The sequence below is a fragment of the Acinetobacter sp. TTH0-4 genome, from assembly GCF_015602665.1.
Taxonomy (GTDB): Bacteria; Pseudomonadota; Gammaproteobacteria; order Pseudomonadales; family Moraxellaceae; genus Acinetobacter; species Acinetobacter albensis.
In genome coordinates this window covers 1,306,949-1,333,817 of the sequence record NZ_CP059079.1, presented here as the reverse complement: position 1 = coordinate 1,333,817, position 26,869 = coordinate 1,306,949, and the positions used below count along the sequence as shown (strand labels likewise).

Sequence of the window (26,869 nt, the reverse complement as noted above, 5' to 3'; positions counted from 1 at the left end):
ATTTTTTTCCTGAATAATTAATTTTAAACATGAAGCTTCTGGTGTTTTTGCTTTGGAAATTTCCACGCATAGGGCAATGCCAAGAGCGTCATGCCCGCACAGAAGAAAAACAGCTCCCGTATCGCATACAGCTGTGCAATAGGCAGTTCATAGCTCGATAAGAAATACTGTGTGCGAATTTGCAAATAAAGCGCAGCCATAACCACAGCAACAGCAGCACAAAGACGTCGAAATAAGTTATTCACAGCCGCGCCTTGCGTGACCTCTGAATCGTGTAGATGATTGAGTCCTGCCGTGGTTGCAGGCATATATGACAGCCCAAAACCCAGACCATGAATAAGCATACAAACGATAAGTAAAATGACGGATATATTGGCGACCAATCCCAATCCAACAAATGCAATAACGGTCAATACCATGCCAAAACTAATCAGTTGTTTTGCACCATGCTGATCTAAATATTTGCCTGCACGTTTACTGCATAAACTGGTGCTTAAGGCACTGCTCATCAGCAATAATCCTGTCCAGATTGGACTTAACTGCAAAGTGTTTTGAATGAGCAAAGGAATGAGCAATAAGCTGATAAATAAGCTGACGGTATGCACCACCGAAATGATTAAACTGTAATTAAACGCACGACTTTGAAAGAGCTGCCAAGCAATAATCGAGTTGACTTTTTTTCGGCTAAGCGTAAAAAAACACAAAGCCGTAAAACAACTTAAAGTAAACAACGCGTAGAAAGAAACATGTTGCAAATCCTCTAATTGCTTAATCGTACTTAAAGCCACCAATAATGAAACAATCGAGATCGCCAGCAAACCAAAGCCAAGCCAATCAAACTTTAAATTTTTGCTCCCCGACTGTTTAGGCAAATACAGCCAACCCACGGTCAAAGCGAATAACACCAACGGTACATTCAACAGAAATAAAGCATGCCAATTGAACCAAACCAAGATGAGCGCACCCAACATTGGACCACATGCCAAGGTCAGCATAATCATTGCGCCCCATAGTCCTGTTGCTGTACCCCGCTGTTCTTGCGGTGTAACTGAAAAAATAATGCCCAATGACAAGGGAATCATTAATCCACTAGAAAAACCTTGTAGTGCACGAATGACTAAAACCGTTTCAAAAGACGAGGCGAATGCACCACCAATTGAACTCAACATAAAAATAATGAGTGCCGACAAATAAACATGGCGTTTACCAAAGCGCTGACTTAAAAACCCAGTCACCAATAGACTTAAACTCATGGTCAGCAGAAAGATGACAATAACCCAACTCACTGCAGCCTCAGCGATTCTAAAATCTTGCATCATTTGGGGAATAGCAGGATTAAAACTACTATTATTGATACTGACCGTACCTGTGCCCAACATCACAGAAGTCATTACCCAACGTTGAGACATGAAAGAATCAGATGCGCTAAGAGAATCTGACTTAGATATTTCAGCCATTTAAAATTTGATCCTACTTCGCCAAATATTCAGAATATAAATCTGCTGTTTTTCTTGATATTTGAGACGACATAACCTCTGAACGATAGTTACTCTTGGCGATCGCACTCACAGAAAATGGACGTTCGATATCTTTACATTGAAAATCCTGAAAACTTTGCCGTCCTTCAATTTCAAAATAACGCTCACCTAAAATTTGATTGGCTATTTTTGCAGAACGAAAAGCACCTAAACCCAAGTCAGGTGTACCTACGCCATGATGATGTAAGTCTGTATTTTGAATATAAATTTCACCATCACCTTGATAGCTCAACTGATGATTTCCATTGATGTGCCAGTGCTTCTGTTCATTTAAAGCAATATGAGGACTTAACTTATTTAGAAAATCCAGCGATGGATATTGATAACCTGTCGCGGCAATCACTGTATTGGCTTGAATATTTAAATTCTGCTGCTTCTGAGTTTGGAAAAACTTGAGCTGCATATCTTTTCCATTGATCAATTCTGCATATTCAAGTTGATAATGACCTGCAATAGTCACATGCGTATCAACTGCGCCAATACTCCGGTGATAAAGTCGCTCATAAATATCACGAATGGTTTTGGCGCTAATACCTTTATATAAATTGGCTTGCGTATTCGGCAAAGTCTCTTTTAATTTTTGAGGTAAATCATAAAAATAAGACATATAGTCTGGACTAAAACTTTCCAAGCCTAACGGTGTATTTTCCATGGGGAAAAAGCCCGCTGAACGGGTTAACCAATATAGATGAAATTTAGGTTTCCCCGTTTCCAAATTGATTTGTTGATCAAATAAATCAATAAAAATTTCTGCCGCCGATTGACCCGAACCAATCAGAACAATATTGCCTGATAAATCATCAGTACATTGATGGATATAATTTGAAGAATGCAAACACTGTTTATTTTGCGCTGCAAGCATTTCTAAGGGTTGGGGTAACTTCGGTGTTGTGCCTGTTCCTAAAACCAATTTTCGTGTTTGATGAACAGAAAGCCGTCCTTTTTGCTCGGTAATGACTTGAAAACCACCCACAATAGGTGCGATGTCAGTGACTCGGCTTCCAAACTGTAAATGAGCTAACTGCTTAACCACCCACTGGCAATAATGATTGTATTCTTGACGTGGAATATATAGATTCTCACGGAAATAAAATTTATATAATCGCTGATGGGCTTTTAAATAATTTAAAAAACTATATGGACTGGTCGGTTCTACCATACTGACCAAATCTGCCATAAATGGTACTTGCATCATGGCATTCGGTAGTTGTATTCCAGCATGCCAATCAAACGCTTGACGTTTATCAAAAAACTGATATTTGAGAGAATGATGTGAATTCAGCAATGCCGCTAGGCTTAAATTAAATGGGCCTAGGCCAATTCCAATAAAATCAAGCATATTCTGCCTCCACTACAGTTTGTGCAACATACAGTGGGTTTTTTAAATTGACATAAATGGACTGCTGAGCAATATCGGCTTGTAATTCATCTAACTCATATAAACGCGTCATGAGGTTACCTTTATAAGGAAAAGTATCCTGATGTAAAACGGTTTTTAATAAATTGCTTTCTGGATATTTTTGATAGGCCTGAATTAAATACGCTTGTAGCATTTCAATCAGTTGTTGCTCTTTGACAACACCCGTCATACCTATAGCATTGATCAAACCAAATAGCGTATTACCAATAAAGTAATAACGGAAACGCTCATCGACTAATGCCAACGGACATACCGCTTGACCATCGGTAGCCAGTGTTGGAAAACGTTCTAAAATTTCGCTGGCCAATTCCTGAATATAGTAAAATCCTTGGTTATCTCTAAACCAAACATTTCTGGGCATTCCCTCCTCAAGTTCGATTAAGGTATTTTGTTGATGTGCTTCAAATGCCATACCAAACTCATGGTACAACTCCATCAACGGTAAAATCGTCATCTCTAGAAAACAATCAAACCACTGTAAAGCAACCTCAGACTGGCTTTGATTCGTTTGCTGTGAAATATGCGCAAAAATTTTGCTAAATCGATTTTTAGCTTCAAAAGGATGATCTTGACATAGAGATGCAATACAGGTGACATCATCACTTGGTTTAAATGGATTTTCACGCAAGATACAAATGGTTTCATCTAAAACCTGTCCATTGACTTTTAGTGCAATCCAAGCAGGATCGCTAATGGTTTGTAAACGTGGATTGCGCTGTCTAAAATCTGCAAGACAGTGATCATTCCAAAGTTGATAACTGAGTAAACCACGATGGCATTCTTTATAAAGATTCACTCGAATTGAATTGGTTACGGCTACCGTCATTGACGCTTTAAACATCCACGGGGCTTGTTCACTATATAAAGTTCGCACCGAAGTTGTTGCTTTCATCTCCCATCCTAAAGCACCAAAATCGATCAGTTTGCCTTCATGTAAAAGCTGCTGATACCAATCTTTATCTTTTAGGTATCTTGCCTGCCATGGATGCAAAGGCAATAAAGCATAATCTGGGTATTCAGCCATTTTTGCATGATGATAGGCATTAAAGAATGGCTCTAAATCCTGTTTTAATTGACTTGGAATATCCACATTATGCGCATTGTCATGTATGACCTGATCTGGATGTACATATAAAAAATGCATTTTAAAAGCAGTTTTCGTTTCAGGAGAATATAATTGCCAATCATCCTGTACAAAGCCCTGACGGCTTTTCGGTGCAGGATGCATGCTATGTCCAAGTACTAAGGCTTGTTCGCTTTGAATAAAGTTTTGCTCAAGTGCGACAACTTCATTTATCTGTTCTTCTCGATAGCTTATAAATTGCTGCAATGCTCGACGGCTCTGAATCCAACATTCTAATAATGATGATGTATCTAATTGTTTATCATTTTCTTGTATTGTTAAATTTTCCAGTAAATTCGCAGCTAAATTCACTGCGCTAATTTTGATCACCTGACCTTCTTGCTCAACCCAAGGTAAATCTGCAAACCGATGCCTGCCAACTTTACTTACATATTCAAGCGGCGCGTATAAAAATGCAGAAAGTGTATGCAAAGGAATACATAAGACAGTTTTTCTCTGACTTAGATTTTGTAGCTGTTGGGATTGTTCAGCAAGAGCAATAAAACGTCCGTTGCCAGTTTCTTGTAAATAAGAGTTGATTAAGTGTTGTAAGGCGATCTTATCCGTGACTGATTTCATCAGCATCACTCTATTAAGTAAAATAGTGTGGTGATGAATATATACCTCTTTTCTCAAATGTAAATGATAATTGTTATTATTTACATTTGAGAAACAAAAGTTAAAACTTGTTCTATGTTTAGCTTCTTGTCTTAACCATCATCTCTATGTATAGAACTACTCTTCAAATAAAATAATACTTTGAAAGAGGGTTAAAAACACAAGTTATTGAACTTATTGTCTATTTATAAAAAATAATCATTATAAAATTTAAACTGGCTTTAACTTCAGCTTAGCAATAGATGTGCTGTTCATCTTTTTTTTATTTAGCAAGTAAAAGCCATACATGAGGTTTAATCCATGACAATTTGCTTATAACCTAAACTTTGCACTGTAAGGAGCGACGTTTTATTGACATTAAAAATTGCAATTTTACCATCTGCTGTGCCACAGAGTGCGATATGAGACATGCCATCTGTACCAATTTCTGCTGAATACACCTGTATGTTCGCTTGCTCTAAAACTGCTTTATGCTTTTTCAATTCTGTATTTGGATCTGTATCAGAGCACTGCGTTGTACCTAATGGCTTAGTAATCGAAATCTGATGTTCTTGATTAGGGATTAAATGCTGACAACCTGATAATCCAACAAATAAAACCGTACCTAAAAGTAGTATTTTTTTCATATTTTATATCCATTTTTTAAAGATTTTTTTATAAATAAAGTTTCAATCGTTATAATGATCATTCATGAATTTGTCGATACACCCACTGTAAAAACTTTGCTTTATCTAAAAAATCAGGAGATTTTGAAGAATCTATTATTTTTGAATGCCCATTAAATGTGCCTAAAAAACTATACGAATTTTTAACTTCAAAAAAACCACCTTCCATTTCATGAATTTCATAGAAAAATTCTTTAAGTTTTTCAAAATGACTATTTTGTAGAAAATCAGGACGCATAATTAAAAAATTATAAATCTGCTCTAAACTACATAATTCATTTTTAGAATTAATCCTCATCATCATTTTCCTTTTAGAAGCTAACTCTAATTTTATATATTTTAAATAGAATTCAGATTTACGATCCTACTTATATGAATTTTTTTACCTCTTTAAAATTTGATTAAAGAATAAATTTATATTCTACAAACATCATCTTGCAAATAATAATATCTAAATATTTAATAAATTCTGATTTCACACTAGGCTTATCAATATCTTTCGTCAATATTACATCATGTAACATTAGTACAACTGTATGTAACTTCGAGAATATAGGTGCTATACACCTTCTTATTATTCAAAATAATACTTTTATATACATATAGATAGATAGAATATTCTAAAATTCTATTTTTATAATTAAAAAGAACTTCCATCCACTTAGTATAAAAATAAAACAAACTAAAAAGTAACATTAAATTTCAACTGTACCAGTATGTAACAAATTTAATTTTTAATTATTTTATTCAATTACAAATATAAAATTCAAAATACTGATTTAAATTATTTTTTTGATAAAAAATTTCAATCAAAAGTCACAATTTCAAATACTAAAAAAGAAAAAAATATGTAATTTTTATTTACTTTATGTAGTCTTATTAATAATTTCACTCTCAATATAAATTTCCAATGTTATTAATAATATTCCAGATTTAAAAAGGATAATTTAAAAAATGTGCAGTAATAGGCTTGATTTAAAACAAAGCAATAATGATTATAATATAAAAAAATTATTAAAAATTATCTCTATTCAATTATGGGAAAAAAAACAGTTTATTCTATTTTTAGATATTGATGGAACACTATCTGAATTTCATTCAGACCCTAGTCAAAGCTTTATTTCTCATACTACTTTAAAAATATTAGAAAAATTAAAAAACCTGAATGTTCAAGTAATTGCGATTACAGGACGTTCAGTAAAAATTGCATCTCAGCTTTTTTTCCCACTTGATTTACCAATTGCAGGCACACACGGCTTAGAAATAAAAATTGATCAGAAAAATCTTTCTAAAGAAATAGAATCTATTAATTATCCCTTAATTAGAGAAAGTCTTAAACAGGCATGTATACCCTACCCTAAACTACTAATTGAAAACAAAGATTATTCGGTTGCGCTTCATTATCGTCAATGTCCTGAACTTGAACATACAGCCTATAAAATTATTAAAGACGTTCAAATGTTATATCCAGAATTAAAAATTAATACAGGTAAATACGTTTTCGAACTGCTTCCTCATGGAGCAGACAAAGGTCAAGCCATTCAGAAAATTTTACTGCATTACAATTTACCCACCGCCTTTTCTATTTTTATTGGTGATGATAAAACTGATGAATCTGGCTTCAAAGTTATCAATGAAGTAAGTGGTATGAGCATAAAAGTAGGAGCAGAAGAAACTCGAGCAAGTTACAGGCTAAAAAATGTAAATGCAGTAGAAAAATTTCTTGATTTATTTTCAAAACTTTTAGAAAAAAATTCTTTGAGTACATCTCAAATATTAAATGGAGAAAATAAATGTCTAAATTAATTGTATTATCAAATCGAGTCAGTTTACCTCATCCAGATAAATCTACTGCTGGTGGTTTAGCCGTTGCTCTCCAAGATGCTTTATATGATATAGGTGGAACTTGGGTCGGTTGGAATGGGGAAAAAGTAAATCACCCTGATGAGCAATATTTCAATCAAACCCAATATAATGGGGTGGAATATATGACTTGCCCACTCACCGAAAAACAATATCAAGATTATTATTGTGGATTTTCGAATAATACCCTTTGGCCTGCCATGCATGACCGTCCTGATTTAATTGAATATCATGCTGAACAATATGAAACTTATCAAAAAGTAAATCAGTTATTTGCACAGCAACTTGATCAAATTGCCCAGCCGAATGATATTATTTGGATTCATGATTATCATTTTTTAAGTGTGGCACATTATTGCCGTGAGCTCGGCATGCAGAATAGAATCGGGTTTTTTCTACACATCCCTTTTGCTGACTTAAAAATTTGGGATTTATTACCCACCGCTTCTAATTTAATTCATGATTTAGCACAATATGATGTCATTGGGCTACAAACTGAATCTGATCAAAAGCAATGTTTAAATGTATGTCATCACTTTTTGAATGCACAAATGATGAATTCCACAGAAATGATTCATCAAGATCGACATATTACTGTTCAACATTATCCTATTGGCGTAAATCCAGAACTGATACAAAAAGTCGCTCAACAACAGAATAGTACTTCTAGTATTTTTGAGTTTGATGATTTCCAACATCAGCAAACGATTATTAGTGTCGATCGAATCGATTATTCTAAAGGCTTAATTGAACGTTTTAGTGCATTTGAAGAATTTCTTAAAATATATCCTGAATATCATCAGCACTTTACTGATTTACAAATTGCTTGCCCATGTCGTATGGATGTTCCTACTTATGAACATTTATTTGAGCAGGTAAAATTAAAAGTCGAATCCATTAATCAAGAATTTTCACAACAAGATTGGCAACCTATTAATTGTACCCACGAAACTGTTGAACACGATACTTTAATGAGCATCTATCGACAATCGGACATTTGCTGGGTAAATTCATTACGGGATGGCATGAACCTTGTGGCTAAAGAATATATTGCAGCCCAAGATCGTTTAGATCCTGGCGTTCTCATTCTTTCAAAATATACGGGTGCAGCAGAACAAATGCCAGAAGCACTTATCGTCGATCCTCAAAATCGTGCCAGTATGGTCAACGCCTTAAACACAGCATTGAAAATGTCTAAAGCGGAACGTTTAGAACGCTATCAGTATTTGATCAATGGTTTAAAACATTTTGACATCAATGACTGGCGAAATTCATTTTTAAAAGATCTTCAAGCGGATGATGCTTCAGATCAATTTGTAACTCCGATCGAAGAGCCATTCAAAAATATCGCTCATTCTTAATCTGCTCTATTTAATCAAAACACCTGCTTAACAGTCAAAAAATAGGTGTTTTGACTTAAAATGAAGACGGGGAAAACTAAAGGCTTTTGACCTGAGTAAAATGATTTAAAAATGCAATTAGCATTAACATAATCGCAATTATACTAAAAACTATGGTTAACCCAATCATTTCACTGCTGATGCCGACTAAAGCTGGTCCAATTAAAGAACCGCTATACGCCATTGTAGAAACACACGACAAAGCAGCAGCCTTTGGCATCAAATTCTGACGGCCTACTCGTGAGAACATTACGGGTACAATATTCGAACAGCCCAAACCCAACAACGCATAACCGATTAAAGCAAATGTCCAATAAGGTGCAACTACGACCATCAGAAGTCCAAATGCAGCACAGATGGCTCCATAAATAATAATATTTTTTTCACCTAATTTTTGTTGAAGGAAATGGCCTCCAAAACGCCCAATGGTCATTGCAATCGCAAAAAAAGTGTACGCCAATCCTGCAATAGCAGGATTGATCTGGTATTCACTAATCAAGTAAATCCCACTCCAGTCCATAGCAGAACCTTCAGCTAGAAATGCAATAAAACAGACTATACCTATTAATAAAATGGTTGGACTTGGAATCTTTTGGCTAAACCGTTTTACGTGATTAATTTCACTTGTGGTGTCATGTTCAACTGCCGATAAACTATGAGGAACTGCAAATAGTCCAATCAAAACCAATAGACTACAAATAACCAATGCACTTATGAGTGGACTTGCACCTAAAGACAACAAAGCAGTTACGGTCATTACACCCGCTAATCCGCCTAAACTGCACATGCCATGAAATTGTGACATCATACTTTTGGCACTATTTTTTTCAACCATTACTGCTTGTAAGTTAATTGCAACGCCTAAGCTGCCTGCTGCTGTACCGAATAGAAACAAAGCCACCGACATGACCAAGATGCTACTACTCAAGGCAAAGGTTGGTAAAACCATTAACAATAATAAAAGTGCAATAGAGATGACTACTCTACAACCCACTTTTTGAATCAATAATCCTGTTGTAGGCATCGCAATCATGGAGCCTGCCCCGATACACAACAATAATGTACCAAAGTCAGCATGATTCAAATGGAGTCTTTGCTGTGCGAATGGAATAAGTGGTGCCCAAGCCGCAGTACTTAAACCTAAACTAAAAAAACATAAAAGTGTCGATAAGCGCTGCGCAGCATGTTGAGTCACATGGTCTAGATGTGCGGTTCTGGGAAAAAGCATGTGTGCCACCACAAAAAATAAGCCTAAGGCATTCCATTCCAAAAATAATTTCCATAGAAAAACCCCTGTAAATCTATAGAAATTCTATAATCGTACAGGGGCTTTATTTGGCGAAATTATACACAAAAAAATATTAAATCTATGAATTATTTCTGTAGTTACAAAAATGTTTTTGTAAGTAAAATAGACTTCAAAATAATTGAGAAAACTCATTTAAAATGCTAAGAGTTCATTACTGTGATGTTGTCTCTGCTAAAGAAACAGCAGGCTGGTTTAAGTATGGAAAAAGATAGTCAACAAAACGTTTGGTACACCATAACCCTATTGCAGTGTGGTGAGCATGAGGAGCCAAATAAGGCAAAATTTTATTTATTTTCATACCCAACTGATCAGTTTGGGTAATTTGATGTTGTATATCCTCTAAGGTTCCATCAGAAAAATGACTATATACAAAATCTTCCGAATTTGAATATGCAACGTTTAGTTTTTTATTGGAAGATTTTTTTTGAGAATATTCTGCTGCAATCCAGTCATAAATAATCTGCTTTTCTGTGGCATTGAATACCCCGAACATTTTGCCTTCTTCATGACTAATTAATTGCCAGAACCGGCTTTCTGCAGGATTTTTGCCTAAATTAATCCATTTTTTTTCAATTAAAACATCAATAAATTCTTCAACTGAATTTGGAGTAGACAACCACTGATTGATTGTTTTTTGATTTATTTTACACTTCTCATTATGAATCACATTTCCGACCAAAGCCTTACGCTGTAAAATTTTAACAACCATTGCTTCCAAATTAAGATTCTTAATGATTTGAACGGAGGATAAACCTTTATTATTTAAAGCAAAACCTATCTTAACTTTTTCCATAAAGCTTGGTTTATCTTTAAATTTACTATAAATTTTTTCGAGTGCTTTAGTCGATAATTGGGCATGACCATTATCAAAGTTATCAATCGTAATATGTAAATTAAAATATTGGGCGTTAATCCCCAACTCATTCAATTCATAATTGCTGATTAATAAATGCAGTGGCAACTGCTCATACCCTAAGTTGAAACCAATAATTTCTGGAATAAATTCTGCTGGAGCATACGCCAGTGCAAGTTGAATGGCGGGTTGATGATAATATTTATCTTCTAAGTCCATGACAAAATTTTCTAAACCTAAGTTAAGCAACAAATCATCAAACACGCATACATGATTGGACTTTACACCGCCTAAACCTAATTCTTCTAAATAAATTTGAATTAACTCTCGAAAAATTGGATCATTCCAATAGCGCATAATGCTGTATAACCAAGACCCATCTACGCGTTTTACGGGCGCGACTTTAATTAAAAACTCATAAGCCTGAGCTATATTTTTAAAATATTGCCGCTCTGATCCTGTTTTTCTTTTTTCCAGATAATGCTGATACTGATGACATTGTGCTTTATTTTGAGTAATCAGCCAGTCATGAACTTCGTTGATTTGGGACGGAAAATCAGCATCTAGTTTTAGTGACTGAATTTCTTTTTTTAAGAAATTTGATGCTTTTCTTTCTTTATCATCAATATCAATATTCGGATCTAGGAAAAAATCGACTAAATCATGATAACTTTGCTGGTTTTTATCAAGTAATTCTAGCAATCGTTCTTTTACTGCTTCTGGCATTTTTATTCTCCAAGCGGTAATGATTTATTAAATTCTGCATATAAATATGCCTTGAATTGATAGGTCTAATTGTTATCAATCGTTTAATTTATGTTTATATATTTAGTCAAGTAGTTAATCTTTTTAATTTTAAATCAATCCATTTAAAAAAATAATGTTGATATAATATTTTAGTTTATTGATTTTTACTTAATAAAATAAATAGACTAAACCAGATAATAATAAAATTAAGATGGCAACTCAACATCTTAGATAATTAGACCTCTTGCGAAAGTAAAAACTGCCTCAATATAGATTTCATGAAATATCAGAAATTAAATCGTTTTTCAGATTCTGAATTCCAGCGCTTGGTTGGTGTACCTCGAGCAGTTTTTAGTGAAATGGTCGAAGTTTTAAAAGAAGCAGAATCACTCAAAAAGAAACCAGGTCGTCCTCATACTTTAGATATAGAGGATCAGTTGTTATTAACTCTGAATTACTTACGGAACTACAGCACTCAACTGGAATTAGCGGCAAATTACCATATCGCTGAAAGTAATGTGAATCGAACCATTAAAAAGGTTGAAGATGCATTAATGAAATCAAGACGTTTTACCCTGCCAAAACGAAGCATTACCACAGCAGACGAACAATTTAACTGGGTAATTATTGATGCGACAGAATGTTCAATAGAACGCCCGAAAAAAAAATCAGAGTAAGTTCTACAGTGGTAAAAAGAAGAAACATACGCTAAAAGCACAAGTGATCTATCATCCGAACAGCAAACAAATCATAGGGCTAGATATATCGAATGGCAGTCAGCATGATATTAAATTGGCAAGAAAAACGGTTAAGAAATTCAAACATTGTGAATATGTTATGACCGATTTAGGGTACTACGGATTAGAGCAAGATGGCTTTAAATTATTGATGCCAATAAAGAAAAAGAAGAATTTACCCTTATTTGATGCTGAGAAAAATTACAATAAAATGATTGGAAAAATACGAGTTGTAATCGAACATATTAACAGTCAATTGAAAAGATTTAGAATACTAAGTGAACGCTATCGAAATAGACGGAAAAGATTCGGTTTACGCATTAACTTAATCGCTGCACTGGTAAACCGGATGAACTTGCAATAATGACTTTCGCAAGAGATCTAATGGATTTAAAAAACTCAAATCATGTTCATTAAAAGTATTTCAAGTGGTTATTTATTTCCCCCTTATCCTTTAAGTCATTATTCTAAAGATATTTGAAATAGTGGTTTAGTCTTTTACGACTTAAAAATAAATAAAAAAATTAACCTCATTATTTCATAAAAAGATATACATTAGAGTTTAAAAAAAGATGATCAATTAAAATAAAAAATAATTTAATTCATATATATATTTTAAAATTTAACGAAACGAGGTTGCTGATAAAAAATCTAATTTTTTTAAAATATATAATTCTATTGAATATAAAAATAAAATATATAGTAATCACTCCTTATGCGAAGATGAAAAATTAAATATAATTATACGTAAAAATTTAAAACCCCTCTTCTATATAATCAAAATTGGTTAACTTATATAATCTACTACCCTTTGTAATAAAAATTTAAAAATGTAAATGCATAAATATTTATTTTTAATGTTATATCAGCTAGTTAAGTTTTCTTTAAAAAATTATTATTACATTTCACATAATATGTAACATCCGTTTGATTTTTTATTTTTAAAAACCTGTTATTAATGGTCTTGTCTGTTTTATTCAGATACGTATCTTCAATTAATAATATGTGTAGAGGTATAGAAAAATGAGTAATTCAAATAATCAACAAAATGAGAACCAAAGCCAGCAACAGCAGCAAAATGACCAACAGCGTCAACAAAATAATCAGCAACAACAGCAAAATGGTAATCAAAACCAACCTAACCAACAAAATGAAAATCAAGGTCAGCAACAACAGAATGACCAACAACGTCAACAAAGTAATCAGCAGCAAAATGGCAATCAAAGCCAAACCCATCAACAAAACGATAACCAAGGCCAACAGCAACAGCAAAATGACCAACAACGTCAACAAAACAATCAGCAACAAGAGCGGAAAGACCAAAGCCAACAAAAATAATGATTCTAGATGAATGATGATTTTTGATATTTTCACCCGTCCTAGAATTCAAAGTTTGTATTTCTAGGCAAAATGAAACATTAGGAGCTCAGTCATGACCAACCAAAATTTAAACAATCAAAATCGTACTCCGGATAGTATAAATTCAGAAAATTATTGGCGAGAAACATATACTAATCGACCATATTACAATGATTTACAACGTGATATTCCCGATATTGATTACGACAGAGATTTATCTTCTGCCTATGAATTTGGGCGGAACTCACGCTCTGAATATGGTGAAAATGCTCGTTTCGAAGATTCAGAAAGTGACCTTCAAACCAAATGGGATAATTTTAAAGCAGAGTCTCGCTTAAAGTGGGAACAAGCAAAACATGCAGTTAAAGATGCATGGGATCGAATGTAATTCAATATTATGATTTAAAAAATGGGCCATTGGCCCATTTTTTGATTTATTCTAAATTAACCATTTATAAAAAAATGAGACTATTTTTATATAAATTTATTTTAGAAATCATAGATTGCTGTGAAATTTATTCGATTGTCCTTACCAGTCAAGTCATTGAAAGTTTTACGTTCGCCATACATATATTCAACGCCAAAGTTTAAAGTTTTAACTGGCGTGTAAAACATATTGATCCATGCTTCTTTTAATGATTCATTCTGTGTTGTCACATCTTTGACCAGTGTTGCAAATACATTGTCATCTTTAGCTTTCATATAACCCATGCCTAAAGTTGAACGTAATTTAGGGGTAATTTTTTGTGTAATACCCAGTGTCAAAACATCAAATTCATTGGCTCTCATTTTTCCGTTTTGATCAAAAACATAGGCCATGTTAGACCAAAGTACATTTTTGGTATCACCTTTAATGTGATTATAGTCAAAACGTAATAATGTGCTGTCGGTCACTTGATACTTTCCACCCAATGCGGCACCCCAAGCCAGAAAATCATCATTGCCTTCGTGATTGGTCGCTTTTTGCGTTAAAAATGCACGTCCAGACAGTGCAGAACCATTATCAAATTTATAATTGATTCGACCCGTTGCTGACGGAAGCTTTAATTTTGCATCTGGGTCAGTGGTAAAATTCTGCGTCCCTGCGGTGGTGACGGTTTCAGCTTTAGAGTCTTCTAAGCTAAATGCCAAATTTAGTTTTTGATCGACAGGTACTGTATATTTAATTTGCGGTACACGGGTTAACGAACCACCAACAGACAAAGAAGCATCTACTGTTTCAGGGAAATATTCAAGTGCATTGAAGTTTGACCATGTTTGACCCACTAACCAGTCGTCATAGGTTAAATATGCATGTCGAATACGAAATGTATCACGCCCCGCCCCACCAAAGAAATCCATTTCCAGCTTACCACCTAAATTGTGATCTCCTGAAATAGGGGTTTTAAAATTTAGTCCGAATCGGGTCGCATTGAGTGTGCTCTGAAATTTATCCGAATTTTTACGTTCAGCCTCAGTACCTTCGAGTGGTACAGCACTAATCAAGTTATACATGCTATTAGGACCTTTAAATTGATAACTCGCGTCCGCACGCACATTTCCGTATAAAGTGATCTCAGTGTTTGATTTAACCGTATTTAACACATTGGTCGGTTTAGCCACAGGTTCAGCAACTACAGCGGGGCTTAGTTGAACTTTGGGCTGATTGACATAGTTTTGCAGCATCGTTTTCAGCTCTTTCACTTCCTGCCGCAATTGCTCTACTTCCGTTTGATCCTGCGCGTAGGCTTGCGAAATCGCCAACATGAGTCCTGAAGCGATCAGACTTTTTGTAAAAATACGCTTGGTGGTGAGTTTCATTGATAAATCCTTTTATTGCCCCTTATTCTTAAGGGATATTTTTGTTGGTGATTAATAAGTCATCATTGACCCATATTTTTTAAAATTTTAATCTCTAAATACCACTGTTTCAGCAGATGCATACTTGAAATATACATCTGCTGTTTTTTTAATCTTAAAAACATCAATGATTTAAATTTTTAAGTCACACTTTCAGTCGATTTTAATAACAAATCGCGCAGTTTAAATTTTTGAATTTTTCCAGACGGTGTCATTGGAATTTCATCCCAAATTTCTAAACGTTCCGGAATATATTGCATGGCCAAATTGTGTGTTTTAAGGAACTCCACCATGTCGGTAAACTTCAACTGCTGAGTAGGATCTTTAAGTTTTACAATGGCACAGGCTCTTTCCCCTAAACGTTCGTCTGGATAGGCCACGATTGCAATGACAGCAATATTGGGATGCTTATAAAGTAAAGATTCAATTTCAGCGACAGGAATATTTTCTCCCCCTCGAATAATCACATCTTTTTTTCGCCCGCAAATTCGAATATAGCCTTGCTCATCCTGATAAGCGATATCTCCAGTATCAAACCAGTCATCCTGATCGGTGTCATTTAAATGTGAACGTTTTAAATAACCACCAAAACTTGAGCATGAACGAATCATGAGTCGTCCCGCTTCATTGACTGCTTTTTGCTGTCCCTGTTTATTGGTAATTTTTATTTCTACACCTGGTAATGCCACACCATCGGTATTGTAAGAACGTTCATCTTCATCAGAAATAAGTGTGGTGGTAATCGCGCCACATTCAGTCATGCCCCATGCTGAAATCACTTTAACACCTAAAGTCTCACGGGCTTTTTGTACCAGTGGCCCTGGAATGGGTGCGCCTGCACATAAGAAAGTTTTAAGACTATTCACCTGATCATGATGTTCTGCAACAGTATTAGACAAATCGTTGAGGAATGGCGTAGAAGCCATTGTAAAGCTCACTTGATGTTGATGAATAAGCTCAACGGCTTGTGAAACTTCCCATACATCTTGCAAAATGACCTTGGCATTGAGCTCGATGGGCATGATTAAACCGTACATAAAACCAGTTTGGTGTGCCATAGGCGACGCCATTAAAACAACATCATTTTCATTCAGATTTAAACGTTTTGCATAAGGCACAATATTTGAATATAAAGTATTTGAGGTGTGCATTACCCCTTTGGGTTCACCCGTTGTACCTGAAGTGAAAATCAACTGGGTAATATCATCTGCACCGAGATTAAAATCATCTAAAGCAGTTACCGCAGCTAGATGATTATCAAGCCCGTGATTCACCAATAACGCATTAAAATTATTTTCCGTATTTCCATCAATCACCACCACATGCTCTAAGGTTTCAATTTTAGCTTTTAATTGGTTGGCCAACTGCTCATGATCAAAATTACGAAAGATTTTTGGTACCACCAATACTTTTGATTCTCCGTGTCTCAACATAAATTCAAGTTCACGCTCACGGAAAATAGGCATCAATGGATTGAGTACTGCACCTATTCTGCTACAAGCCAAATACAACAAGGTAAATTCCCACCAGTTCGGCAACTGGCACGAGACCACATCATTTTTGCTGACCCCCAAATGCTTTAAACCTAAGGCAATTTTATTGGTCATTTCCCAAAGTTGTTGATAGCTAAAAGCACGTTCAGATTTTTTGTCAGTTTTAAAACTCACCAATGCTGTCTTATCTGGGTTTTGTTGCAATGCAGTTTGAAGTGATCCGATAATGGTTTTATTTAACCAGTATCCTTCTTTAAGCATTTTTTCCTTTCTGGGTGCTATAAGCACTGCATCGAAGTCCATTTCCTAACTCCCTGATTTTAGTTTTATCTGCCTGATTTATTATAAAATTTAAGCGGGTACTGCTTTTCGTCCTGCTTTATGGCGTGCAATAATTGTTTTCATAATTTGTGCTGTACCGTCTCCAATTTGGAAACCCAATACATCACGCATGCGCTGCTCCATCACTCCGCGGTCATAACCTGCATGACCAAAAGTGAGTAAGCATTGATGAATGACATCATAAGCAAGTTTTGGCCCCCACCATTTGCACATCCCCGCTTCTGCGGTATGCGGCAAATGATTATCTTTCAACCACAAAGTTTGCAAACACAATAAACGTGCGGCTTCAACTTGAGTTTCATAATCTGCCAATGGGTGAGAAACGCCTTGAAATGCAGTTAATGGCTGTCCGAAAGCTTGACGCTGCGCAGCATATTCCCAAGCTTCATCTAGACTGACGCGTGCAACCGCTAAAACCTGTAAGCCAATCAATGCACGAGAGAAATCAAAACCTTGCATGACTTGCACAAAGCCTTTATTTTCATCACCTAAGCGGTGATTAACTGGAACGCGAACGTTATCAAAGAAAATTGAACCGCGCCCAATCGCACGTTGACCATGACAGTCAAAACGTGTGGTGCTAATTCCCGGTAAATTCATAGGAACCAGTAAAGCAGTCACACCATGTGCACCATCTTCAATCGCGCCTGTACGTCCAAAAATCACCGATGCATCGGCCTGATCTGCGGCAGAAATGGACGTCTTTTCGCCATTGATGATGTATTCGTCGCCATCACGCTCAATTTTTAAACGCAAATTTGCAGCATCAGAACCGCCACGTGGCTCTGTCAATGCAATTGAAAAAATAGCCTCACCTGCAGTCAATTTTTTCAACCACGGTTCAACCACTTCTGGTTGGCCGTGTTCAGCCAAAATTTGTCCATTCAAAGAAGCCAACAAGTTAATATATGAAAAACTTAAATCGGCTTTGGCAATTGCTTCATGAATAACACCAGCAGCCAATCGTCCCATTCCTTGGCCACCATATTGTTCAGGCAACTCAGGTGCGATAAATCCCATCTCACCCATTTTTTTAACTAAATCACGATCAAAAACTCGACTTTGATCACGTTCTAAAAAACCAGGTGCAATAAATTTTTGCGCAAACTTTTCAGCTGTTTCTGCCAGATATTCTAAATCTTCATTAATATAAGGATTTTTAGTCATTCTGTTTAGCCTTTATTATTTATAGAATTTACGGAATTCTGGTTGGCGTTTCTCTTTAAGCGCATTCACGCCTTCACGCGATTCTTCAGTATCGTAATATAATTTCAATGCATACATGCCCATGCCTGCAATGCCTGCTTGATGTGCGGTATCCATATTAAAACTACGCTTTGCAATCGCAAGTGCAGTTGGACTACGCTGACAAATTTCTTCGCCCCAAGCTTGTACTTCTGCATCCAACTGATCGGCAGGAACACATTTATTGGCTAAACCAATTTCAACTGCTTCTTGACCTGAATAACGGCGGCACATATACCAAATTTCACGTGCTTTTTTCTCACCGACAACACGCGCAAGAAACGCTGTGCCATAACCGGGATCAACTGAACCCATTTTTGGACCAACTTGACCAAAAATTGCTTTATCTGAGCAGATGGTTAGGTCACAAATAGTGGCCAATACATTGCCACCACCAATTGCATAGCCCTGTACACGAGCAATCACAGGTTTCGGCACATCACGAATTGCGGTATGCATTTCTTCCATGGGTAAACCAATGGTTCCACGTCCATCATAATTACCATCGTGTGCAGATTGATCACCACCCGTACAGAATGCTTTTTCACCCGCACCCGTAAGAACAATTGCACCCACTTCGCGGTCATAACCCGCTTTATTTAAAGCTTTAATAATTTCATCACAGGTTGTACCACGAAAAGCGTTCATTTTTTCTGGACGATTAATGGTGATCCAAGCTACGCCATTTTTTACTTCATATAAAATATCTTCGAAATTCATTTTGTTCACTTCCTGTTCACATTATTAATTTAAATCTTTTATTTTAGAATACTGATTTTATGAAGGTTTTAACCATTCATAGTTAAACCACCAGAGACACTTAAAACTTGTCCAGTAATAAAGCTAGCATCATCACTTAAGAAAAATGCGATAGATGACGCCAAATCTTCAGGTTGACCTAAACGACCTAATGGAATCGCACGAACAAAAGCTTCACGCAGTTTTTCTGGATTAGATGCACCTTCAGTTACACCTGCCAGTAAAGCGGTATCTGTCGGGCCTGGGCAAATCACATTAATTTTGATGTTATTACGAGAGTGTTCACGTGCTAAGGTTTTAGAAAATGAAACCAAGCCACCTTTACATGCGGCATAAACAGCTTCACCTGAAGAGCCGACACGTGCAGCGTCTGATGCAATGTTAACAATACTGCCAGAATTGCGCGCAACCATGCCTTTAAGAACGGCAAAGTGCATGTTCAACATACCCACCAGATTAATCTGAATCAGTTTTTCCCATTCTTGCGGGTTGGTTTTAACAAAAGGTTTAAAAATATCCCAACCTGCGTTATTGACTAAACCATCTACAGGTCCAAGCTCTTTTTCTATTTGCTGTACAGCCTGCTCAACGACATCGCTTTGAGTAATGTCACACTTAATGGCTAAGGCTTGACCATTTTGACTATTAATTTCATGAGCTAATTTTTCTGCCGCTTCAAGATTCATATCAAAAATAGCAACTTTCGCACCTTCTTCTGTCAAACGTTTACATGTAGCCGAACCTATTCCACCTGCACCACCAGTGACGATAATCACTTTATTCTGTAATCCTTTCATTTTTCTCTCCTTAAGATTTTTTATCCAATTTGATTGGCTATTTTTCAAGTTAGCGTTTGTTTAAAAAATAATAGGATTAGAATGGTTTTATGTCAATACGTTTACATAAATTAAATCAATTAATATTTTTATATTATATTTATCAATATCTTATTATTTAAACTAATTAAATATATTGACATATATTTGCTTTTCACCTTAAATCTCAATCTAAAGTTCATATTCATCAACACTCTAAATTTTGATGAAAATTAATTTTTAAATTGTTTTGATTTGTCATGTAAAAATGAATGAGATGAGTAGAATTTAGGATTGAATTTTAAACAAAGTGGTTATTAAAATATGGGCTTGCGTTGCTTTTAAATATGATTTTAAAGCGTTTTAATAGATGAGCAATTGAGTTTTAAGAAAAATAGTCATCATCAAGATATAAAAATAATCTGTGTATGTTGAAGTATTACTTTTTAAAAAACGTGATTTGGTTCTCGTTCATCATCAGCGAAAATGAATGAAGTGTCTGATTGAGATTTAAACCAAGTAGTTCATTTTTTGTGTTCTCTAAATATTTTTATCTTTTAATTTATCTGTGAGTGGGTTTTTTATAATGAGTGATACCTTGCCCCCTGATTACAATCAATCTTTATATTCTGCCCACAATAGACTTTTTTTTAGGTTATTTCAGGTGGGAAATACATTAGATCGGCAGTCTTCAAATGAACTGGGTATTTCACCTGTGCATTGGTCGGTGCTTGGTGCACTGTCTAGACCACACGCAAAAATAGGAATGTCATTTTCTGACTTAACCGAATACTTGGGGGTCAGTCGCCAAAGTTTAGATGGCGTTTTGAAGCGATTAGAACGAGATGGCTGGGTCGAACGTATTATTAATGAGAATGATAGACGTGCAAAAAATGTAGCCCTTACTGCAGAAGGTTTTAAAATATGGGACAAACTGCAAATTAATTTTTTTAATTTTTATGGACAAGCGTTGGGCAAAATTGCTTTTGACGATGTCGTCACATTAATTCACCTTTTGAATAAAGTGAATGATGGGTTAAAAAGCATTAAAATGGAACAGCGCACCTCCTTAGATGTGTAAATACATTGAAATTCATCATCTTTTTTAAGATTAAATAATCAGTTCGCTTAACAATGAAGGCCGATTCATTTAATCAAAATGCAATTGAATTTATAACATGTGACTGATCACTTCATCAAAGCCACCATCTTGCTTTTTTACATATCACAGCGAAAATGATCAATGCTTGCTCGATTTTTTTATTTTAAATAACATAAAATTAAAGGGTTTATTGCTAAACCCTTTAATAAATCACTAACTTTTTTAAATTTAATCTTAAATTATTATTTCTTAAGGATATTATGACTTTTGCGGATCATATTGACGGTCTTTGATAAAAATTCCTGAGACTGCGCCACATAAGAAATATGCACCTCCCATGATCAGAAAACCTAAACCAATGGAACCGCCACTTGCAGCTGCACCAATAATGGCGGGAGCAAACATCGCGCCAATACGCCCTGCATTATAAGCACCACCGACCGCAGTACCACGAATGGACGTAGCAAAACTTTCAGTCATATAAGTGGCATTAATGGCGTAAGGAATACCATAAAGGAAACCGAAGAAAATAAGCAAATAGGCAATATTGTCTGGACTATTAAACAAAACAATGACAGGTAAGAATATCGCTGTTCCAATTGCACCAAAAGCAAATACGAAACGTCGACCTAAACGATCTGCTGCAAAACCTGCTAATACCTTACCAAAAATCATGGCAACATATGTACCAATCATATAACCTGCCATCGATTTAAAATCCATATGTAATTCAGATTCCAAATAAGCAGGCATCCAGTTATTGACCCCATAGTAGCCAAATTGTAAAAAGCCTGCGGTAAATATCCAGAGAATAAACATTTTTCTATTCAGTGGATCGCCAAAAATTTCTTTCATCGTGCTTTTTTTAACAGGTTGATTGGTCTTCGTTTCAACAGGTGCATATAAGCGTTGCAATCGTGCACGTTGCCAAGATTCTGGTTCTGGAACTAATTTTTGAATAAAAATCGCCATGATTGAGGGAATAATCGCCACAAAAAACAGCATCCGCCAGCCGTAGTCTGGAATAATCCAACCTGCCAATAGTGTTGCTACAATATAACCGACGGTCCAACCTGCCTGTAAGGTACCCAATACCGTGGTTCGGTATTCAGTGGGTACATATTCGGCCATTAATGTATTGGCGGCAATATAAAGTGAACCAATCCCAAATGCAGACAAGAACCGTAATACCGCAAATTGTTCAAAATTTTGGGTAAAACCCAGTGCCGCTGTTAAAATTGAAAAGATCAGAATAGATATAACCACGGTACGAACACGGCCTAAACGATCACAAGCCCATCCACCAATAAAACCACCTATTGCCATTCCACCCAGTGTAAAACTTCCAAGTGTGCCTGCTTGTAAGTTGGTTAAACCAAATTCAGCTTTTAGGCTATTTAAACTAAATGACAACAACAGCATATCTGCGCCATCCACCAACAAAGCTAAAAAAGCAAATATAAAAGCAATCTGTTGCGTCCTTTTGGTGGTGGGTTTTATTTTTGCTAACTCTTTGATTAAATCCGTCATGGTTTAAATGTCCTTGTTATTTATTTTCCTGTGTTTATTGTTCGGTCTCAAGCATGTGTATATCGCTTTTAAAATAAATGAAATTTCCACTAATTTTTTGAGATTACATGCTGCTTTGCTGATTTTTAAATATTGATCCGTTTAAAAAGAACAATAATTATGCAGTGATTTTTACCATAAATTCAATATTTAATTTTGTTATACGAAATTTTTTATCGAAATATTGATTATTTTCTGGTTTTAATATAGTTTTTATAAGATGGATATAATTGAAATGAAATTTTTAAAATTGAAACATGGAGCGTAACATGGGTGCTTTGACAGGATTTCGGGTATTAGATTTAAGTCGTATTTTAGCGGGTCCTTGGTGCAGTCAAATTTTGGCCGATTTAGGTGCAGAAGTCATTAAAGTCGAGAAGCCTGATCACGGTGATGACACACGTATGTGGGGACCACCATGGTTAAAAAACAATCAAAATCAAGATACACACGAGTCTGCCTATTATCTGTCAGCTAATCGGGGTAAACATTCGGTAGCCATTGATTTATCGACGCCTGAAGGGCAAAGTATTATTAAAAAAATAGCCGAACAAAGTGATGTAGTCATTGAAAATTACAAAGCAGGTTCATTAAAAAAATATGGTCTAGATTATGCAAGTCTAAGTAGCTTAAACCCCAGACTGGTGTATTGTTCAATTACAGGTTTTGGCCAATATGGTCCACGTGCCAATGAACCTGGTTATGATTTTATTATTCAAGGTATGGGCGGTATGATGAGCGTTACAGGCGAACGTGATGATCTACCCGGTGGCGGTCCACAAAAAGCAGGTTTGGCATTTTCTGACTTAACCACAGGTTTATATTCTGCTATTGCGATTCAAGCTGCATTATTATCTCGGGAAAAAACAGGAGAAGGTCAGCATATTGATATGGCCTTGTTAGATACTCAAGTGGCTTCTTTGTCTGTTTTAGCAATGAATTATCTGACCTCCGAAAAAATACCGGGTCGTTTCGGCAATGCCCATGCCAATATTGTGCCTTATCAAGTTTTTAACGCGAAAGAAGGTGAATTTATTATTGCATGTGGAAACGATATGCAATTTAAAGCTTTATGTGAGGCAATTGGTCTACCCCATCTATCTCAAGATCCAAGATTTAATCAAAATTCAGGGCGCGTAATTCATCGTGAAGAAATCACTGATATTTTACAGCAACACTTTTATAGCCAAGCTGCCAAAACTTGGGTAGAGCTGATTCATGCTGTGAAAGTCCCTGTAGGTATGATCAATGATTTAAAACAAACTTTAGAAGAAGAACAAGTCATCGCTCGCGATATGGTTATTCAAATGCCTCATCCATTACGAGAAGACTATATTTCCATTGGTTCACCAATTAAGTTATCAAAAACACCTGTGGAGTATAAGAAAGCCCCACCTTGTTTAGGTCAAGATACCGATGCAATTTTAAGTCAGTTCTTAAGTCAGGATGAAATTCAGGAATTTAAAGACAAAAAGGTCATTCAGCAACGCTAAAATGAATTATCAAACAAGGAATTCTAGGATTCCTTGTTTGATGATCAAGATTTATAGTGCAGTCATCTGCATCTGTTTACGGTCTAAGCGATCAAAAAATACCGTCATTAAACTAAAACCCAAACCGACAATACAACATCCTGTCCAGCCCCAATGATACCAAGCATATAGCCCTGCCATAGATCCAATTGCAGCACCCATAAAATACATAAACATATAAATTGAATGTTGTCTTGAACGAGTTTCCTTGGCAGAACGTAAAATTAAACTTTGATTTAGTACATGCAATACCGAAATTGCCGAATAGCCGCACAACAAGCCTATGACATATACCAATAAAGATTTTTGGGCAAAATATAGCAATAACCACTGAATAATCAATAATGCACAACCTAACACTGCAACAAATTTTTCTTTAGCCTGATCAATCTGTTTCCCTGCCCATTTTGTGGCAAACACACCAGCTGCACCGACAAAACCAAACAAGCCAATATACAATTCTGAAAATAAATAAGGTGGATTTGCCAATACAAATGCCATGGTACTTAAAGCCAAAATCATCGAAGCAAATGCCATAGCCCCCACACAGCCTCTGCGAATAAGCTGCGGTGAATGCATGGCAATACTGAACATAGATTTATAAATTTGAATAAGTTTTAAATTCTGATTGGGTGCCGTGGGAATAGGTAATTTAAAATACATCACTACAGCCAAAAGAATAAGTAAGATACCACTGCTGAGATACACCAAATGCCAATCGGCAAAGGTGGTAACAATCCCCGCATAGGAGCGTGCCAATAAAATTCCTAAAAATAAGCCACTCATCAGTGTACCAATAATTTCAGACATTTTTTCTGATTCGACAATGCTGGAAATAAATGGAATTAAGACTTGAGATGCAATTGAAAAAGTCGTGGCAATAAAAGTAAAAACATACAGACTCCACAACTGCTGAGAAAAGGAAATACAAATTTGGGCCAAACCACTGATCACCATTAAACTAATAATGATTTTACGTTTGGAATATTTATCTCCCAAAGGAATCAAAACAATCAATCCGAGTGCATAGGCAAATTGACTGATCACAATAGTGACTGCTGATTGTTCCACCGTGACATGAAGAGACTTTGCCATGGCATAAATTAAAGGTTGGTTATAATAATTAGAACCCGCACAAACCCCGCAAGTGATGGCCATCATCAAGATAAAACTGCGGCTAAACAATGGTCGGCTCATAAAGTTTATGCGTCCCTTAAAATGATTCGATATTTAAAATGAAGAACTAAAATTTATATTGTGCAGACAAATTTACACGAGAAATATCGGCTGTTTTGCCTTCAAAACTTTCTCGCTCTCCCAAATGATATTCAACCCCCAAATCCAAATATGGACGAGGCGTATAAATTAGGTTAATGGCGTGGTCAGTTAATTGTTTATTATTGGTGATATTGGCTTTTGCATAAGCATTATCATCAGTAAACTTCATCCAAGAAGCTGCAATATTGCCTCGCCATTGATCATTGAGTTTGTGCGAATAGCCGAAAGTCAAACTATCAAATTCATTTAATAACAGTGAATTATTATTTAAGTCAATTGAATAGTCTCCGCCCATAGCGGCACCATCACTGCTTGAACCTTGTGTAGTGTAAGAAACAAATTTCTGATCACCTTTGACATGATAATAGTTGGCTTGAACAGACTGTTGCGGCGTAAATTTATAACGTGCACCTAAACCAATTCCCCAACTGACTTTGTCAATATCTTGCTGATTGACTTCAGCACGTTTTTCATTAATGAAGCCTTGTCCCATCAGCAATATCGCCTGATTCTTATATATATATTTTGCAGTTAATGCCGGTAACTCAGAAGTACGATCACTTGCATATTCCAAGGCCAGTTGTAACTTGTTGCTTGCATTGAAATTAAAATCACGTCGAACCTGCGGTAACCGTGAGGTAGAAACACCTAAAAACTGAGTATAGTCAATGCTTTCTGTCATGGTTTCCATGTTCGACATTAATGACCACGTTTGCCCCAAAAGCCAATCGTCAAAGCTCACATATGCATGGCGAATTCTGAGTTTACCATCGCTTTTACCATTATCCACCCAGAAATCTGCTTCCAATTTGGCTTTCACATCTTCATGATCTGCCAAGTTTTTAATGTCGACACCAAACCGTGTGGCAGCAATGGTAAAATCAGAACGTTCACCTGAAATTGCATCAAACGGTACTTTATTAATTTGATTTGAGGTTCGACCACGTGCTGCTGTCGTATCTTTAAAATCTACTGCGCCATCTAAACGTAGAATGCCATAGACATCCACATTGTCTGTCAAATGATTGATATTTTTTTGCGCTGAAGATTTAAGCTCACTATTTAATTGTGTTTGCTGCTGTGCCAATTGAATATTGGCACTTTTTTGAACTGATATTTCCTGTTTTAAACGTTGCAATTCACTTTCCAACACATGAATACGCTGCTCTGTAGTTAAATTTTCGGCAAAAGAAGTTCCCGTCACCGCAGCGCAAGCTACGGCTAAAATTAATTTTTTCATTATTTTCCCTAATAAATCAAATC

The 26,869-nt window shown here is 35.7% G+C and carries 22 protein-coding genes; 7 read left to right on the top strand and 15 right to left on the bottom strand.

Annotation, left to right across the window (positions count from 1 at the left end):
• Positions 1-23: 23 nt before the first annotated feature.
• From H0S58_RS06150 to H0S58_RS06130, 5 genes are all read right to left on the bottom strand, one after another.
• A complete protein-coding gene (locus tag H0S58_RS06150) occupies positions 24-1,457 on the bottom strand; it encodes a DHA2 family efflux MFS transporter permease subunit (protein WP_195727450.1) in 1,434 nt (477 codons plus the stop codon).
• A gap of 13 nt (positions 1,458-1,470) precedes the next feature.
• Positions 1,471-2,877 (bottom strand): lysine N(6)-hydroxylase/L-ornithine N(5)-oxygenase family protein, encoded by a 1,407-nt coding sequence (locus H0S58_RS06145; protein ID WP_195727449.1) that lies wholly within the window; start codon positions 2,875-2,877, stop codon positions 1,471-1,473.
• On the bottom strand, positions 2,870-4,660 hold the full coding sequence (locus tag H0S58_RS06140; RefSeq protein WP_195727448.1) for an IucA/IucC family protein: 1,791 nt from the start codon (positions 4,658-4,660) through the stop codon (positions 2,870-2,872). The genes H0S58_RS06145 and H0S58_RS06140 overlap by 8 nt, the downstream gene beginning before the upstream one ends.
• Before the next feature lie 332 nt (positions 4,661-4,992).
• Positions 4,993-5,325 carry a hypothetical protein gene (locus tag H0S58_RS06135; protein WP_092721075.1) on the bottom strand — a complete coding sequence of 111 codons (333 nt, stop codon included), beginning with the start codon at positions 5,323-5,325 and terminating at the stop codon, positions 4,993-4,995.
• A 58-nt stretch (positions 5,326-5,383) separates the two neighbouring features.
• Positions 5,384-5,665 carry a hypothetical protein gene (locus H0S58_RS06130; protein ID WP_141684234.1) on the bottom strand — a complete coding sequence of 94 codons (282 nt, stop codon included), beginning with the start codon at positions 5,663-5,665 and terminating at the stop codon, positions 5,384-5,386.
• A gap of 653 nt (positions 5,666-6,318) precedes the next feature.
• On the opposite strand from H0S58_RS06130, the gene otsB reads away from it, so the two are divergent.
• Both otsB and H0S58_RS06120 read left to right on the top strand, forming a co-directional pair.
• Positions 6,319-7,170 (top strand): trehalose-phosphatase, encoded by an 852-nt coding sequence (otsB, locus tag H0S58_RS06125; protein ID WP_195727447.1) that lies wholly within the window; start codon positions 6,319-6,321, stop codon positions 7,168-7,170.
• A complete protein-coding gene (locus H0S58_RS06120) occupies positions 7,158-8,588 on the top strand; it encodes an alpha,alpha-trehalose-phosphate synthase (UDP-forming) (RefSeq protein ID WP_195727446.1) in 1,431 nt (476 codons plus the stop codon). Before otsB ends, H0S58_RS06120 begins: the two co-directional genes overlap by 13 nt.
• 76 nt (positions 8,589-8,664) lie before the next feature.
• Here the strand turns inward: H0S58_RS06120 and H0S58_RS06115 are convergent, their stop codons facing one another.
• Both H0S58_RS06115 and H0S58_RS06110 read right to left on the bottom strand, forming a co-directional pair.
• Complete coding sequence (locus H0S58_RS06115) at positions 8,665-9,855, bottom strand: MFS transporter (RefSeq protein WP_195727568.1); 1,191 nt, start codon at positions 9,853-9,855, stop codon at positions 8,665-8,667.
• A 232-nt stretch (positions 9,856-10,087) separates the two neighbouring features.
• Positions 10,088-11,515: an iron-containing redox enzyme family protein gene (locus H0S58_RS06110; protein WP_195727445.1), complete on the bottom strand. Its 1,428-nt coding sequence runs from the start codon at positions 11,513-11,515 to the stop codon at positions 10,088-10,090.
• Positions 11,516-11,814: 299 nt separating this feature from the next.
• Between H0S58_RS06110 and H0S58_RS06105 the strand changes: the two genes are divergently transcribed.
• The 3 genes from H0S58_RS06105 (at position 11,815) to H0S58_RS06095 (ending at position 14,020) form a co-directional block, all read left to right on the top strand.
• A protein-coding gene (locus H0S58_RS06105) for an IS5 family transposase (protein WP_195727444.1) occupies positions 11,815-12,637 on the top strand; the annotation gives its coding sequence in 2 pieces (ribosomal slippage) (positions 11,815-12,195 and positions 12,197-12,637; 822 coding nt in all).
• 659 nt (positions 12,638-13,296) lie between these two features.
• Complete coding sequence (locus tag H0S58_RS06100; RefSeq protein WP_092721070.1) at positions 13,297-13,611, top strand: hypothetical protein; 315 nt, start codon at positions 13,297-13,299, stop codon at positions 13,609-13,611.
• A 94-nt stretch (positions 13,612-13,705) separates the two neighbouring features.
• On the top strand, positions 13,706-14,020 hold the full coding sequence (locus tag H0S58_RS06095; RefSeq protein WP_092721093.1) for a hypothetical protein: 315 nt from the start codon (positions 13,706-13,708) through the stop codon (positions 14,018-14,020).
• Between the two features lie 101 nt (positions 14,021-14,121).
• On the opposite strand, the gene H0S58_RS06090 is transcribed toward H0S58_RS06095, so the two are convergent.
• From H0S58_RS06090 to H0S58_RS06070, 5 genes are all read right to left on the bottom strand, one after another.
• Entirely contained in the window at positions 14,122-15,432 is a 1,311-nt protein-coding gene (locus tag H0S58_RS06090) for a DcaP family trimeric outer membrane transporter (RefSeq protein ID WP_195727443.1), read from the bottom strand.
• A 179-nt stretch (positions 15,433-15,611) separates the two neighbouring features.
• Positions 15,612-17,267, bottom strand: a complete 1,656-nt coding sequence (gene aliA / locus H0S58_RS06085; RefSeq protein ID WP_195727442.1) for a cyclohexanecarboxylate-CoA ligase — start codon at positions 17,265-17,267, stop codon at positions 15,612-15,614.
• A gap of 48 nt (positions 17,268-17,315) precedes the next feature.
• Positions 17,316-18,473, bottom strand: a complete 1,158-nt coding sequence (gene aliB / locus H0S58_RS06080) for a cyclohexanecarboxyl-CoA dehydrogenase (RefSeq protein ID WP_092721067.1) — start codon at positions 18,471-18,473, stop codon at positions 17,316-17,318.
• Positions 18,474-18,488: 15 nt separating this feature from the next.
• Complete coding sequence (gene badI, locus H0S58_RS06075) at positions 18,489-19,271, bottom strand: 2-ketocyclohexanecarboxyl-CoA hydrolase (protein WP_092721066.1); 783 nt, start codon at positions 19,269-19,271, stop codon at positions 18,489-18,491.
• Between the two features lie 68 nt (positions 19,272-19,339).
• Positions 19,340-20,107: a glucose 1-dehydrogenase gene (locus tag H0S58_RS06070; RefSeq protein ID WP_195727441.1), complete on the bottom strand. Its 768-nt coding sequence runs from the start codon at positions 20,105-20,107 to the stop codon at positions 19,340-19,342.
• A gap of 604 nt (positions 20,108-20,711) precedes the next feature.
• On the opposite strand from H0S58_RS06070, the gene H0S58_RS06065 reads away from it, so the two are divergent.
• Positions 20,712-21,206: a MarR family winged helix-turn-helix transcriptional regulator gene (locus H0S58_RS06065; protein WP_195727440.1), complete on the top strand. Its 495-nt coding sequence runs from the start codon at positions 20,712-20,714 to the stop codon at positions 21,204-21,206.
• A 279-nt stretch (positions 21,207-21,485) separates the two neighbouring features.
• On the opposite strand, the gene H0S58_RS06060 is transcribed toward H0S58_RS06065, so the two are convergent.
• Positions 21,486-22,757 carry an MFS transporter gene (locus H0S58_RS06060; protein ID WP_195727439.1) on the bottom strand — a complete coding sequence of 424 codons (1,272 nt, stop codon included), beginning with the start codon at positions 22,755-22,757 and terminating at the stop codon, positions 21,486-21,488.
• A gap of 308 nt (positions 22,758-23,065) precedes the next feature.
• Here H0S58_RS06060 and H0S58_RS06055 point away from each other — a divergent pair, with 308 nt between their 5' ends.
• Positions 23,066-24,289, top strand: coding sequence for a CaiB/BaiF CoA transferase family protein (locus tag H0S58_RS06055; RefSeq protein ID WP_092721062.1), 1,224 nt, complete (start codon positions 23,066-23,068; stop codon positions 24,287-24,289).
• A gap of 51 nt (positions 24,290-24,340) precedes the next feature.
• On the opposite strand, the gene H0S58_RS06050 is transcribed toward H0S58_RS06055, so the two are convergent.
• On the bottom strand, positions 24,341-25,525 hold the full coding sequence (locus H0S58_RS06050) for an MFS transporter (protein WP_195727438.1): 1,185 nt from the start codon (positions 25,523-25,525) through the stop codon (positions 24,341-24,343).
• A gap of 46 nt (positions 25,526-25,571) precedes the next feature.
• Entirely contained in the window at positions 25,572-26,846 is a 1,275-nt protein-coding gene (locus H0S58_RS06045; RefSeq protein WP_195727437.1) for a DcaP family trimeric outer membrane transporter, read from the bottom strand.
• Positions 26,847-26,869 lie beyond the last annotated feature (23 nt).